Source organism: Novosphingobium sp. UBA1939 (assembly GCF_002336885.1).
Lineage (GTDB): Bacteria > Pseudomonadota > Alphaproteobacteria > Sphingomonadales > Sphingomonadaceae > Novosphingobium.
This window is the reverse complement of sequence record NZ_DDFB01000060.1, coordinates 15,371-29,222: the sequence shown is the minus strand read 5'-3', so window position 1 is coordinate 29,222 and position 13,852 is coordinate 15,371. Positions and strand designations below refer to the sequence as shown.

Sequence of the window (13,852 nt, the reverse complement as noted above, 5' to 3'; positions counted from 1 at the left end):
GATCCGCCATTTGGGCAAGGAGATTGGCCGTAAGCGCCTGCCCTTGTCGGGCACCCACAACCTGGCCAACGCGCTGGCGGCGATCGCCGGCGCCTCGGCGGCGGGCGTGCCGGTGGCGCGGGTGGTCTCCGCTCTCGCCACCTTCGCGGGGCTCGCCCGCCGCTTCGACATCGTCGGCACCAGCCCCTCCGGGATCACCGTGATCGACGATTTCGGCCACAACCCGGAAAAGGTCGCCGCCACGCTGGCGACGCTGAAAGCGCATCCCGGCCGCGTGATGGCCTTCTTCCAGCCCCACGGCTATGGCCCGCTGCGCCAGATGGGCGCTGAACTGGCCGAAGTGCTGGCCACCCGGCTCGACCCCGACGACGTGACGATCCTGTGTGATCCGGTCTATTTCGGCGGCACCGTGGACCGTTCGCAGGGCAGCCAACGCATCGTCCACCTGATCGGCGCGCACGGCGGCCACGCCGAATACGTGCCCGCGCGCGAAGCCTGCGCCGACCGCATCGTGGAAATCGCCCGCCCCGGCGACCGCGTGGTCATCATGGGCGCCCGCGACGACACACTGAGCCAGTTCGCGCAGGGGATTTTGGGGCGGTTGGGGTGAGCCTGCGGGCGGCCGGGATTATCCGACACCGGTTTGTTGATTTTCGCTCGCGGACGGGCACTGGGCTTGCCCAGCCCCGTTCATCTTGAGCCTGTCGAAGGACGCGCGCGGGGCTGGCCTTCGCGTGGCAAGCCGTTTCAAGATATGACCGTATCACGCGTCCTTCGACAAGCTCAGGACGAACGGACATAGAGATTTGAAGACATTTCACCCCCCGCCTTTCCTGCAACCGCGGTCCTTTCCTGACAAGACAACAAAGCTGACACTGCTAACCTATCGCGATATTAACACCTTCACGATAGTGGATGCCCATGTGGTATGCATTTCTCCCGATAATATGGCCATTTATCGCGCTATTGGACACGATTATTTTGACACCCTTACCTGTGATTTTGATTTGGAAGCGCAAACCCGGTTTAGCGTTGGCAGCGTGCATAATGATGTCCGCACTTCTGATCGCTGATCACCTCGTAAACTTCGACGGCATCACCTATCCGCTACAATTATTCGCGGCTCCCACCGAAACATTGCCAATTAGTCTTATGGTCCTGATCGTAACGGGCGCAATCGCAGCAAAAAAGTGGATGCAAGGACCGTAAACTGAACATCCGTTCCTTCTCAAAGCCCCCACTAAGACCACCACCCACACCAGCCAAATCAGCCCACTCTCCACGCCCCAACACGGCGGAAGCCGGAAGCGCATCCCGCGCTTCCGGCTTCCTGGCCCCGGTGCGACCCGTGGGCTCCTTACTTGATCCTGACGCGCGCCGTCAGTCGAACCGCTTTTCCAGCAGGACCAGATGCGGATCGCCATCGACGGCGTGCGCGCTATAGCCGCGTTCGCGTTCCAGTTCGATCGCGGCGTGGTTGGCGCGGTCCTCGATCGAGATCACGCGCTTCAGGCCGCGGCGGCGCGCTTCCTGACCGACGTGGTCGAGGATCGTCCACGCCACGCCGCGCCCACGATAGTCCTCGCGGATGGACACGGCCACTTCGCCGCAATCCATCTGCGCATCGCACGCAAGCAGCGCCGAGGCGACGAGTTCGCCGGTCGCCTTGTCGAAGCCAAGGAAGCTCTCGGTCTTCCAGTGATCGACATGAGTCAGCAATTCGAGCTTTTCATGCCCGACATGCTTCTGTGCGGACAGGAAGCGGAAGCGGCGGTCTTCGTCGCTCACCTTGTCAAAGAATTCTTCCAGCGCCGGTTCGTCCTCGGCAAAGGCGGGCCGGATCGACAGCACCACGCCATCGCGCGTGGTCATTTCGGTCGTTTCCGCAAGTCCGGGCAATGTCGTGCCAGTCATCAGGGCATCTCCTTGGGATCATTCCATGCCAATGGCGGCCTGTTAGCACTCGCAACACGGCAGGCTTTGATCTGGGACAACCCCAAGACCTTTTCCCGCCAAATTGCCAGCCCATCCCGATTGCCATTATCGCGGCGGCAATTGCACCGATAAAAACATAAGACTTTAGTCTATGACCGCGATTACATGGAGCGCGCCGATGCTCTACTCGCGCGACAGGGCTCGCCGCAGGCACGTCCGCCCGCCGGCCATGCCTCCGACGATCCCGTTATGCTTGCTTTTCCACAGCGATTGGTCTAGGCGCGCGACCGTTCCAATGGTTCGCAAGCGCTTTTGGAATGTTCCCCGCGACATCCGGTCCGGGGGACGGTTCGGCCCTTAGCCCCGGATATGCTCCGGTGTGAAAGACCGGCGGACTCAACCGCCTGGCCGGAAAAACCGTAAGATTAGGACGTAACTGAATGGCCTCTACGGCAACTCCAACGCGCGACGATTTCGCCGCGCTGCTCGACGAATCGCTCGGCGCTGCCGGCAATGGCGGCTTTGAAGGCCGCGTCGTCAAGGGCACCGTCACCGCGATCGAAAACGACAAGGCCGTTATCGACGTCGGCCTCAAGAGCGAAGGCCGCGTCGCGCTGCGCGAATTCGCCGCCCCCGGCCAGGCCCATGGCCTGAAGGTCGGTGACGAAGTCGAAGTCTATGTCGACCGCGTCGAAAACGCCGACGGCGAAGCCATGCTGTCGCGCGACCGCGCCCGTCGCGAAGCCGCGTGGGACAAACTCGAATCCGAATTCGGCGAAGGCAAGCGCGTTGAAGGCGTGATCTTCGGCCGCGTGAAGGGCGGCTTTACCGTCGATCTCGACGGCGCCGTGGCCTTCCTGCCCGGCAGCCAGGTCGACATCCGCCCCGTGCGCGACGTCACCCCGCTGATGGACGTGCCGCAGCCGTTCCAGATCCTCAAGATGGACCGCCGCCGCGGCAATATCGTCGTCTCGCGCCGCGCGGTGCTGGAAGAAACCCGCGCCGAACAGCGTTCGGGCCTGATCCAGAACCTGAAGGAAGGCCAGATCATCGACGGCGTGGTCAAGAACATCACCGATTACGGTGCGTTCGTGGACCTCGGCGGCATCGACGGCCTGCTCCATGTCACCGACATGAGCTACAAGCGCGTCAACCACCCCAGCGAAGTGATCGCCATCGGCGATACCGTGCGCGTCCAGATCATCCGCATCAACCAGGATACGCAGCGCATCAGCCTGGGCATGAAGCAGCTTGAAAGCGATCCGTGGGATGGCGTTGCCGCCAAGTACCCGGTCGGCGCGAAGCTGCGCGGCACCGTCACCAACATCACCGAATACGGCGCGTTCGTGGAACTGGAAGCGGGCATCGAAGGCCTCGTCCACGTTTCGGAAATGTCGTGGACCAAGAAGAACGTCCACCCCGGCAAGATCGTTTCGACGAGCCAGGAAGTCGACGTCATGGTGCTGGAAGTCGACAGCGACAAGCGCCGCATCTCGCTCGGCCTCAAGCAGGCCCAGCAGAACCCGTGGGAAGCCTTTGCCGAAAAGCACCCGGTCGGTTCGACCGTGGAAGGCGAAGTCAAGAACGCGACCGAGTTCGGTCTGTTCATCGGCCTCGATGGCGACGTGGACGGCATGGTTCACATGTCGGACATCGCCTGGGGCATCTCGGGCGAAGACGCGCTGGCGCTGCACCGCAAGGGCGAGCAGGTTTCGGCCGTGGTGCTCGACGTCGATGTCGAGAAGGAACGCATCAGCCTGGGCATGAAGCAGCTTGAAAAGGGCGCTCCGGCCACCGGCGGCAACACCGGTTCGCTGCGCCGTGGCGAAGTCGTCACCGTCACCGTTCTGGAAGTCCGCGATGGCGGCCTCGAAGTGCAGGCTGGCGAAGACGGCTCGACCGGCTTCATCAAGCGTTCGGACCTCGGCCGCGACCGCGACGAACAGCGTCCGGACCGCTTCCAGGTCGGCCAGAAGCTCGATGCCATGGTCACCGGCTTCGATCGTTCGAAGAAGCCGAACTTCTCGGTCAAGGCCCGCCAGCTGGCCGAAGAGAAGGAAGCGGTCGAACAGTACGGTTCGTCGGATTCGGGTGCGTCGCTGGGCGACATCCTCGGCGAAGCGCTGAAGAACCGCAGCTAAGCAACGCTTAGAAGCAAGCAACCCAAAGGCCCGTCCGGAGCGATCCGGGCGGGCTTTTGCTTTGTGCGGCCGCAAAGGCTAGGGTTCCCGACGCCCCGCGACCGCGAGTGAGAGATGATGCCCCTCCAGATTCACCAGTTCCCCTGCCTGTCAGACAATTACGGCTATCTGCTGCACGATCCCGCCAGCGGCGAGACGGTGTGCATCGATACGCCGGAAGCCGACGTCTATCTGCGCGAGGCGGCGGCGCGGGGCTGGACGATCACCCAGATATGGAACACGCACTGGCATCCCGACCATGCCGGCGGCAACGAGGCGATCAAGGCTGCGACGGGCTGCACGATCACCGCGCCGGCGGGTGATGCGGCGAAGATCGCCGGCGTCGATCGCGCCGTGGGCCAGGGCGATACGGTGCGCCTCGGGGCATGGGAGGCCTCGGTCATCGATGTGGGCGGCCACACCCTGGGCCATGTGGCCTATTACGTGCCCGGCGCGCAGACCGCCTTCGTCGGCGATTCCCTGTTCGCGCTCGGCTGCGGGCGGATGTTCGAGGGGACGGCGCCACAATTCTGGGACAGTCTCTCGCGCCTGAAGACGCTGCCGCCCGAAACGGCAATCTGCTGCGCCCATGAATATACCGTCTCCAACGCCCGCTTCGCGCTCCATGCCGATCCGGACAACGCCGCGCTGCGGGACTACGCGGCCGAGATCGAACGCCTGCGCGCCGATGGCTTGCCCGCCGTGCCCGCGCGGCTTGACCGGGAACTCGCCACCAATCCCTTCCTGCGCGCCGACGATCCCGCCGTGCAGGCCCGCTGGGGCGGTGGCGACGCGGTGGCGACGTTCGCGGCGCTACGGACCGCGAAGGACACGTTCCGCTGACGGACGGCATACAGGGGGGCATACAGACGATGACCGGAACCGCGAAGCGTCCGCCGCGCATCACGTCGTTTGACGTCGCCGAAGCGGCGGGGGTCAGCCAGTCCACGGTCAGCCGCGCACTGGCGGGCGATCCCTCGATCAGCGAACCGACGCGGCTGCGCGTGGCCGAAGCCGCGCGCAAGCTGAACTACCAGGTGGACGAGAACGCCGCGCGCCTGCGCCGGGGCCGCACGGGGACGCTGGCGATCGTGCTGATCTGCCGACCGGGGCAGGACCGGAAGGACATCAATCCATTCTACTATTCGCTGCTGGGCAGCGCCTGCGCCGCCGCTTCGGCGCGCGGCTATGAAGTGCTGGTGTCCTTCCAGGACGGGCCGGACAACTTCTGGGGCCACTATCAGGAACGGCGCAAGGCGGATGGCCTGATTGTGATCGGCACGACCTCCAACGCCGCAGCGTGGGATTATTTCGGCAAGCTGCCGGAAGGAACGCACTGGGTCTGCTGGGGCGCGCCGCGCGATGATTTCGCATGGGTGCGCAGCGATAACCTTTCGGGCGCCACGCTGGCGACGCGCCACATGCTGGTGCGCGATTATACCCGTATCGTCTGCATCGGCTCACTCACCTCGCCCCAGCGGCAGTTCATCGAACGCTACGAAGGCTATGCCCAGGCAATGGACAATGCCGGGCTGGAACCGCGCCTCGAACATATCGAAAGCGGCCTCCCGCGCGAAGAGCAGGGCCGGCGCGCCGCCGCCCGGCTGGTCGAATCCGGCGCGGCATTCGACGGCATCTTCGCGGTGTGCGACGAGATGGCGCTGGGCGCGCTGAAGGAACTGACCGCGCGCGGCGTGCGCGTGCCCGAAGACGTGGGCGTGGTGGGGTTCGACGGCATCCGCGCCGGGGCGTGGTCCTCACCCCCGCTCACCACGATCGAACCCGATTTCCAGACCGCCGGCACGCTGCTGGTCGATCGCCTGCTGGCGATGATCAATGGCGAGGAAGGTTCCGCGCGGCGCGTTCCCGTGCGGCTCGTCGTGCGCGGTTCGACGCGGGCCTGACATCGCGTAATTGGCCGGAATAGAAAAGGCCCCTCCCGCGACCGGCGGAAGGGGCCTTTTCAAGCGTAAGGCTTCGAAGACCGCGCTCAGTGCGTAGCTAGCCCCGCGATCGCGCTGTTCACCAATGCCTTGTCGGCGTCCGCGCCATGATGGCCAGCGATGAGTTGACCGGCGGCGGCGGCGGCGGCGGATGCGGCCCTGGCGCGCAGATCCTCCACCGCAGCGCGTTCAGCCGCGGCGATCTTGTCGGCCGCCATCTTCTCGCGCCGGGCGATCACATCGCGCGTATCGGCTTCGGCCTTGGCAACGATCGCCGTGGCTTCGTGGCGGGCGTGCTCCAGCATGGAGGCCGCGTCCTTTTCGGCATTGGCGATCTTGGCCGAATATTCGGCGCGCAGCGCTTCGGCTTCGGCGCGCAGCGCCTTGGCTTCGTCCAACTGCTTGCGGATGGCGACGATCTGCTTGTCGAGACCGCCGACGATCAGGCCCGGCACCTTCTTCCACACGAGGATGAGAAGGAACACGAACATGGCCAGCGCCACGAACCATCCGGCACCCAGACCGGCGACGGTCGGTTCTTCGCCATGCGCCTCGCCATGCGGCTGTTCGACGCCGGCGGTCAGTTCGCCGTGCGCGGCTTCTGCATTAGCCATTGGCCAGCACTCCCTTCACCGCGCCCTGCGCCTGTTCGGCCGAAACCGAAAGGCCGGCAAGGCGGCTGACGATGTCCTGCGCGGCCGATGCGGCAACGCCTTCGATCTCGGTCAGCGCAGCGTCGCGCGCGGCGGCGATGCGGGCTTCGGCGGCCGAAACCGTCTGCTCGATCTTGCCGGATGCGACATCGAGGCTCGCCTGCGTGGTGCTGGCGGCTTCGGCCTTGGCCGTAGCGATCAGCGCCTGCGCTTCGGCGCGCCGCTTGTTTTCCTGCACGCGCCATGCCTCTTCCTCGGCGTCGGCGGCAGCCCTTGCAGCCTCGGCGGCGGAAAGGTCATCGGCGATCTGCTTGTCGCGCTGGTCGACGGTCGCCATGACCTTGGGCACCATGCCGCGGCCGATGACGAAGAAGATCAGGCCGAAAAACACCAGCAGCCAGAAGACCTGGCTGGCATAGGTGGTGGCAAGCTGTGCGATTTGAGGCATCGGTCGGTCCGCGCATCATACGACCGGGGCGAACCCCGGTCGTTCCATCAACATTCGTTCGTAATGACTGACGTCGTCGCGATCAGGCGACGAAGATCAGGATCATGGCAACGACGAACGAAAGCAGGCCGAGAAGTTCCGCGGCGGCGAAGCCGATGAACAGGCGGCCCTGCTGGCCGTCAGCGGCGCCGGGGTTGCGCAGCGCACCTTCGAGGAACTTGGCGAAGACGTTGCCCACGCCCAGCGATGCAAGGCCAGCACCGATGGCGGCAAGACCAGCGCCGAGAAGCTTCGCGCTCTGTGCGTCCATGATAAAAACTCCCTCTTTCAGATCCGTAGTGGAAAAGTTGCGCCTAAAATATTCGGCAAAACAACCGGGCAAAGGCCCGGCACGAAATTTCAAAACTCAGTGCAGGTTTTCCGCGTCGTTCAGATAAACGCAGGTCAGCAGGGCAAACACATAAGCCTGGATGCCCGCGACCAGCAGTTCCAGCGCGCAGATGCCGATCATCAGCAGGAAGCTGGGCAGCGCGGCGATGCCGAAGGTCAGCGCACCGGCGTTGGTGCCCGAAATGACGAAGCCCGACAGCACTTCGAGCAGCACGTGCCCGGCCATCATCGCGACGAAAAGACGCAGGCCGAGCGAGAACGGACGCACCATGAACGAGATCAGCTCGATCGGGAAAATGATCGGGATCATCAGGACCGGCGTACCGTGCGGCACGAACAGCGAGAAGAAGTGCAGACCATGCTTGGCGAAGCCGACGATCAGCACGATCGAGAAGCTGAGGATCGCCAGCACGCCGGTCACCGTGAAGTGGCTGGTGGCGGTGAACGGGTGCAGGCCGACCAGCGCCAGTGGCAGCAGGCCCAGCAGGTTGGCGAACAGGATGAAGGTGAACAGCGAGAAGACATAGGGCAGATACTTGCGACCGGCCGGGCCAATATTGGACTTCAGCAGGTTGTCGACAAAGCCGGTCAGCCCTTCCACCGCCATCTGCCAGCGGCCCGGAACCAGCTGGCGCTTGGCGCCGCCGCCGACGAACACCAGCAGCACGATGGCCGTGATCGCCATCCACAGCGCCGAATTGGTGAAAGCGATGTTGTAACCCGCGATGCTCCAGTGATCGGTGCCGAAAAGCGGCTCGATAGTGAACTGGTGAACCGGATCGACCTTGCCTTCGGCCACGCGCTTAACCCCGTCTCATCGCATATAACAACAGCGCCCCTTGTCAGGGACGCCGGCTCGAAATCCTGATGATATTGCGGAAGGCGACACCCACGCCCACGAACAACATCACCAACAGGCCCCAGGGCGACGTTCCCGCAAACTGGTCGATGACCCACCCCAGAAACGCGCCCCCCGCAAGCCCGCCGATGAGTTCGGCCAGCACCCGGTTTCCTTCGCGATAGCTCGCGTTGGATTCTTCGGGCGCCGGCTTCGCGATACGCTCGTCCTCCCGCTTGCGAGCAGCTTTCAGCCGCTGTTCAAGCGTATCGATCCGCGCATCCTCGCCGACAGGCTCCATCCCGGTTTGCTCGTCGCTCATGCCATTCTCCCAGCTGGGCATTCCCAGCACGAAAGCGTGACGTGCGCAACGGCTCCCCGCCGAGGGCGCCGTCCCCTTAGGCGGGGGGCATACGTGAGTCAACCGCCCCGCAACCGCTCTGACCAAGGTCTATGCATACGGTTGCACGGGGACACCACACAGAGCGGAATCCCGAGCCTGGAGAGCGTTCCCGGTCAAGTCGGCCGGAAACAGCGCTGGAATCAGGGGCAGCGGGGATCGCGCATCGGCGGCGCGCCGGTGCGCGTCTGCCAGCTTCCGTCCGGCGCCTGGTACTTTTCGCCAGGCGTGGTCTGCGCCACCAGCAGGCAGCCGGAAGTGAGCGCGTATTCCTCCACCGTCGCGCCCTTGGCCTTGGCCTTGTCGGCATAGACCGCCTTGCGCTTGATGTTGATGTCCTCGATCACCGCGCGCAGCGCCGGGCTGGGCGTGGTGACATAGCCGAGATAACCGTCGGCCTTCTCGCCCACCTGCCCCGCTGCGCGCGCGGCGGCATAGGCAGGATCGCGCTGGGCCAAGGCCGTGCCGGGCAGAGCGGCAGCCAGCGCCGCGCCAGCGAGGACCGCGCCGAGCGAAATCGTGCGAAAACGGGATGCGATTGTGCGGGCCATGGTCAGAAAATCTCCGGATTCTTCTCGATCGTGCTGCCCGCGTCCGCCGCGAGCTTGTACACGACTTCCTGCTTGATGTTGATGTTCAGCTCGATGACGATGGGCTTGTCCGGCGCCTTCACCGAAATGCAGCCCGACAGCAATGCCGTCATCACCGTTGCTCCCACCAGCGGCAGCACCCGCAGAAGGCGCTGCCCGATCCTGCCCCTGATCCCGTCGACCCGTTCATCCATGGACGAACGTTTCGCAGAGCGCGCAGGCAGGGTCAATTCGGAGCTTCTCATGGCAGGTTCCCGCTTTCTGGACGCTGAATGCCGGTGCCGGATACCGCCGGCCCGATGGTGCTGGAACCGGCACCGCCGGTCCCGGTATTGTTGGTAAGCCGCCGCACCGCCCGCCCCTGCGCGTCGACCAGACCCAGCGTGCGCGGGTCCTGGACGTAGTTGGGGTCGTAGAGCGACTTGGCCGAGGTGACGAGCCGGTAGAACGGCGCGCGGATGTTGACGTTGAACTGGATCGGCAGGCCCGCGACCTGCCGCGTCAGGAAATTCTGGCGCGTGCCGATGCCCTGCTTGACGCCACCGAAGCGCACGTTGGTGACGATCTCGCCCGCGAGATCGCCCCGCATCCCGATCGTCATGGTCTTGTAGTCGATGGATTTCAGCGCCTCGAACGCAAAATTACCCATCGCCGACAGGTCCTTGTAAGTCAGCGCTCCGACGTAGGAGACGTTGCCGCCCGGCGCGCGCGAAACCAGGTTGCCCGCTTCGATGCGCCCGCCGTTGTCGTCGAACACCAGCGGCATCCGCCCGTCGAAGGTGCCGGTGGCCGCCAGGTTGCCCAGTTCCATGCGCTCGAGGAACTTCGCCGCGTCCAGCCCTTCGATCACCAGCGTATAGCGCCGTGTCTCGGCCACGCCCACGCGCATCACGGTGGGTTCGAGGCTCAGCTTGCCGCCGAGGAACGGCCAGGTCGCGCTGTGCAGCTTGAGCACCTGCCCCGGCTCCATCGCGAAGACGACGACGCCGTCATTCACTTCGATGCCGGGGTTGATCGCGGCCACCCGCAAGGTCTGGTTGGGCGCGGTGACCATGTTGAGCAGGTCGGTGAACTCGACCGTCCCCGCCAGCCCGCGCGCGGGTCCGAAGGCGGCGGCGAGATCCAGCCCGGTGCTAGAGAACCGGCCCGAACTGGTCACGCCGCGCGCGTTCCAGTCGATCCGGCCCCTGCCTGTCACCGTGCCTTCGACATTGGCGATCACGCCCAGCGCCATCCGCGTCAGCGCATCGGGTTGCATCGCCTTGTCGAAGCGCAGGCCATCGACCAGCAGGTCGGCATGGCCCGAACTGTCGGACAGATCGTGGCGAATCACCGCGCGCGTCACCGTACGGTCGGACTTCGGCTCGCGCAGCACCGCGTCCGCATCGATTCGATTGTCGTGCAGGGTCAGCGTCGCGTCGCGGGCTACCATCCGCTCGAAGCGGGTTGGCCTCAGGCGGTCGGTCAGGTCGAAGCGCGCCCCCGAGAGCGTCAGCGTGCCATCGGCATAGCGCCAAGCCCCCGCCGCGTTGGTCAGGTCCATCGGCACCGCCGCCAGCCGCGCGTCCACGCCCCCGAACGTGCCGGCGAAGTCCTTGCCCGCCCGGGCCGTCAGATCGGCGAGATGGAACCGCGTCGCCTCCTCAGGCGGCCCCAACGCCACATCGAGCGCGCGCGCCGTCACCGTTCCCGGCCAGGCGAAGCCGACCGGCCCCGACTGGATGCTCAGCGGCGTTTCGCCCAGCCTGCCGGTCAGGGCGAGCGCGGGCACGCCCAGCGCAACGCGCAAGCCCCCCGCCCCGTTGCGCACGATTGCGCCGCCGGACTGCGGGCAGACTGTTATCGCGCGGCCATCCAGCACCATTTCGCCCAGCGTCAGCCCGTCAAAACGCGGGGTGATGCAATGGCGATAGAGCGCCAGTTCGCCCCGGGCCGAAAAGGCGCCCTGCACGGGCAGTTCCAGATTGCGGGCCGATCCGCCCGGTATCGCGCCGGAAAGCCGGGCCGTGCCCGAAAAGCCCAGTGAACCGTCGGAAACCTGCGCCAGCGACATCTGCGGAATGGCCAGCGCGCCGCCGCCCGCGTGGTATTCGGCCATCGTCAGGCGGAACAGCGCGCCACCGGCCGCGCCGCGCTCCATCACACCCTCGATCCGGGGCAATCCCACACCACCGGTGGCGAAGTTGCCGGCGATGCGCGGCAATCCTCGCGGTTCGCCGGTGACCTGAAAGCGCGACAGTTCCAGCAGCGAAGCGCCACTGCCGCCGCGCAACCGCGCCTCGGGTACCACGAACGACCACCGGTCGCCTTCCTGTCGATAGTGAAGCTGGCCAGCGATGCGGCTGCCGCGCTCCTCTCGCCGCAAGGCCTGCCGCACCTGCGCCACCATCGGCGCGACCAGCGTGCCAGTGGAAGATGCCTCTGCCGAAGCAAGACCCGCGTCGAGCGCCGGCCCCTGACGCAAGCCCTTCCCGTCCACATTGCCGCGGAACTCCACGGTGCGAAAACCATCGCGCGTCCGCACCAGCCCGTCCAGCCCGAGCAATGCGACCGTCGCGCCCGGAGCGTGGACCCCGCCGGCATTGCCCACCAGCCGCCCCGAAAGCATCCCGTTGCGATAGGCCATCGCCGCATCGAACGTCAGCGCATCGGCCTGCGCCGATGGCAGGACCAACGCTCCGCTGCGCAGCTTGGCCTGCACGGTGGCGCCTGCGAAATCGCGATCCGCCCGCGCGTCGACCTGCACCGTGGCCGCGCGCAGGGCCGCGCCCTGCTCCACGCACTGTGCCCCCGCAAGCCGCAACGGACCCGAAAACCGCGGACGCTCGCCTTCGATTACCACCCGCCCGTAAAGGCTCGTGCGGCCCAGCGCGCAGCCGCCGACATGCGCATCGGGCACAAGCGCCGCGATCGTTCCGGCAAACCCGTCGCGCAGCGCGCCGGCGCCGTCGGCTTTGAACGCCAGCCGGCCATAATCGCTGTCGATCAGCCCGCGGGCGTCCACCACCTGAAGGTCATAATCGGGCAGCCGGAACGGTTCGCCGCTGGACGGACCGAACAACAGCTTGTCGAGCGCCCCGAAACTCAGCTTGTTGGCATGATGCCGGCCATAGAGCCGGGGGCGGATCAGCGTGATCCCGCCGATGCGCGCGCCGCGCAGGCCATAGGCCATGCGCACTTCCATCCGCTCGACGGTCAGGTCCGGCTTGCGCGGATCGCCGATCACGATGTTGCGCAGGACTTGCGTGCGGCCGCCGATGGTTTCGATCTCGTATGTCGCGGGCAGGCCGGTCTGGGCAAGCTGGCTGGCGATCAAGCGGTCGGCAAGGGGTTCGCGCGCCAGCCAAAGGCCGCCTCCGGCCACACCGATGACGCCAAGCGTCGCCAGCGCCGCGCGGCGCAACCGCCGACGGCGCACCGGCGACGGCGCATAGCCGCCGTTCCCGGCCTCGCTCCCCATCCCGGAGCCATCGGCCGCAACGCCGTCCGCCAAATCGGTCCTATCCGCCATTCCGCCCCTTCTTGCGCACTGCCGCGGCTTAGGCAATGCACTGTTCCGGCCACAACGCCGCGAACAGCGAAAGGTGCCCGCGCGGACCCTTCATGAACGACGAACCCGGTCTCTTTGGTGAACAGGTGCCGGAACGGACCCGAAAGATGGTCCGGAGCGGCGATGATCACACTTCGGAAGACCGCGTGCGCGAAGCGGCGCATGATCCCAGCGGCCACCGCGCCCGGCTGCGCGAGCGTTTGCTGGAGGGTGGCGATGATGCGCTCGCCGATCACGAACTGGTCGAATACCTGCTGATGGCGGCGATCCCCCGGCGTGACGTCAAGCCCCTCGCAAGGATGCTGCTCAAGCGGTTCGGTTCGTTCGCCGCCGTGTTCAACGCCGATCCCCGCGCCTTGCAGGCTACGCCCGGCGTCGGGGAAACCGCCGCCGCCGCGCTCCGCATAGCCGGCATCGCGGCGCGGCGCATGGCGCGGAAGCAGGTGCAGGAGCAGCCCGTGCTGGGAAGCTGGCAGGCCCTGCTGGACTATCTGCATATCGACATGGCGCATCTACGGCGCGAACGGGTCCGCGCGCTCTATCTGGATACGCGCAACCGCCTGATCCTCGATGACCTTGTCAGCGAAGGCACCATCGACGAGGCCGCGATCCACCCGCGCGAGATCATCCACAAGGCGCTGGACATCGGCGCGGCCGCACTGATCCTCGTCCACAACCACCCCTCCGGCTCGCCGCAGCCGAGCCGGGCCGACATCCAGATCACCCAGCGCGTGATCGAGGCTTCGCGGCTGCTGGGCATCGTGGTCCACGATCACGTGATCGTGGGGCGCGAAGGGCATGTTTCGCTGAAGGCAAAAGGGTTGATCTGAACGCCCGCATCGACTGCCGCCGGCCATGTACGCCTGATGGCGTATAACGCTTCGGAGCAAATTCGGTCATTTTGAACCGGATACTTTGTATCGCG

Annotated in this window: 14 protein-coding genes; 5 read left to right on the top strand and 9 right to left on the bottom strand. The window is 65.8% G+C overall.

The window, feature by feature from the left end:
* Nucleotides 1–610: glutamate ligase domain-containing protein (locus tag B3547_RS08905; RefSeq protein ID WP_292962255.1), on the top strand; the 610-nt coding region annotated here is incomplete at its 5' end.
* A 770-nt stretch (nucleotides 611–1,380) separates the two neighbouring features.
* On the opposite strand, the gene B3547_RS08900 is transcribed toward B3547_RS08905, so the two are convergent.
* On the bottom strand, nucleotides 1,381–1,914 hold the full coding sequence (locus B3547_RS08900; protein WP_124807297.1) for a GNAT family N-acetyltransferase: 534 nt from the start codon (nucleotides 1,912–1,914) through the stop codon (nucleotides 1,381–1,383).
* A gap of 461 nt (nucleotides 1,915–2,375) precedes the next feature.
* Between B3547_RS08900 and rpsA the strand changes: the two genes are divergently transcribed.
* The 3 genes from rpsA (at nucleotide 2,376) to B3547_RS08885 (ending at nucleotide 6,019) form a co-directional block, all read left to right on the top strand.
* Nucleotides 2,376–4,076 (top strand): 30S ribosomal protein S1, encoded by a 1,701-nt coding sequence (gene rpsA / locus B3547_RS08895; protein WP_124807296.1) that lies wholly within the window; start codon nucleotides 2,376–2,378, stop codon nucleotides 4,074–4,076.
* A 117-nt stretch (nucleotides 4,077–4,193) separates the two neighbouring features.
* Nucleotides 4,194–4,958 carry a hydroxyacylglutathione hydrolase gene (gloB, locus tag B3547_RS08890; RefSeq protein WP_292962260.1) on the top strand — a complete coding sequence of 255 codons (765 nt, stop codon included), beginning with the start codon at nucleotides 4,194–4,196 and terminating at the stop codon, nucleotides 4,956–4,958.
* A gap of 29 nt (nucleotides 4,959–4,987) precedes the next feature.
* Nucleotides 4,988–6,019: a LacI family DNA-binding transcriptional regulator gene (locus tag B3547_RS08885; protein WP_124807295.1), complete on the top strand. Its 1,032-nt coding sequence runs from the start codon at nucleotides 4,988–4,990 to the stop codon at nucleotides 6,017–6,019.
* Nucleotides 6,020–6,105: 86 nt separating this feature from the next.
* On the opposite strand, the gene B3547_RS08880 is transcribed toward B3547_RS08885, so the two are convergent.
* The 8 genes from B3547_RS08880 to B3547_RS08845 form a co-directional block, all read right to left on the bottom strand.
* Nucleotides 6,106–6,672 carry a hypothetical protein gene (locus tag B3547_RS08880; RefSeq protein ID WP_124807294.1) on the bottom strand — a complete coding sequence of 189 codons (567 nt, stop codon included), beginning with the start codon at nucleotides 6,670–6,672 and terminating at the stop codon, nucleotides 6,106–6,108.
* Complete coding sequence (locus tag B3547_RS08875) at nucleotides 6,665–7,159, bottom strand: ATPase (protein ID WP_292962248.1); 495 nt, start codon at nucleotides 7,157–7,159, stop codon at nucleotides 6,665–6,667. Before B3547_RS08875 ends, B3547_RS08880 begins: the two co-directional genes overlap by 8 nt.
* Before the next feature lie 82 nt (nucleotides 7,160–7,241).
* A complete protein-coding gene (locus B3547_RS08870) occupies nucleotides 7,242–7,469 on the bottom strand; it encodes a F0F1 ATP synthase subunit C (RefSeq protein WP_022677864.1) in 228 nt (75 codons plus the stop codon).
* 96 nt (nucleotides 7,470–7,565) lie between these two features.
* Nucleotides 7,566–8,348 carry a F0F1 ATP synthase subunit A gene (locus tag B3547_RS08865; RefSeq protein ID WP_124807292.1) on the bottom strand — a complete coding sequence of 261 codons (783 nt, stop codon included), beginning with the start codon at nucleotides 8,346–8,348 and terminating at the stop codon, nucleotides 7,566–7,568.
* 43 nt (nucleotides 8,349–8,391) lie between these two features.
* On the bottom strand, nucleotides 8,392–8,709 hold the full coding sequence (locus B3547_RS08860) for an AtpZ/AtpI family protein (RefSeq protein WP_124807291.1): 318 nt from the start codon (nucleotides 8,707–8,709) through the stop codon (nucleotides 8,392–8,394).
* Between the two features lie 221 nt (nucleotides 8,710–8,930).
* Nucleotides 8,931–9,338 carry a YdbL family protein gene (locus tag B3547_RS08855; RefSeq protein WP_124807290.1) on the bottom strand — a complete coding sequence of 136 codons (408 nt, stop codon included), beginning with the start codon at nucleotides 9,336–9,338 and terminating at the stop codon, nucleotides 8,931–8,933.
* A 2-nt stretch (nucleotides 9,339–9,340) separates the two neighbouring features.
* Nucleotides 9,341–9,571 carry a YnbE family lipoprotein gene (locus tag B3547_RS08850; RefSeq protein WP_292962224.1) on the bottom strand — a complete coding sequence of 77 codons (231 nt, stop codon included), beginning with the start codon at nucleotides 9,569–9,571 and terminating at the stop codon, nucleotides 9,341–9,343.
* Between the two features lie 47 nt (nucleotides 9,572–9,618).
* A complete protein-coding gene (locus B3547_RS08845) occupies nucleotides 9,619–12,888 on the bottom strand; it encodes a YdbH domain-containing protein (protein WP_292962222.1) in 3,270 nt (1,089 codons plus the stop codon).
* Between the two features lie 146 nt (nucleotides 12,889–13,034).
* Here B3547_RS08845 and radC point away from each other — a divergent pair, with 146 nt between their 5' ends.
* Nucleotides 13,035–13,757, top strand: a complete 723-nt coding sequence (gene radC / locus B3547_RS08840; protein ID WP_292962257.1) for a RadC family protein — start codon at nucleotides 13,035–13,037, stop codon at nucleotides 13,755–13,757.
* Nucleotides 13,758–13,852: the final 95 nt, after the last annotated feature.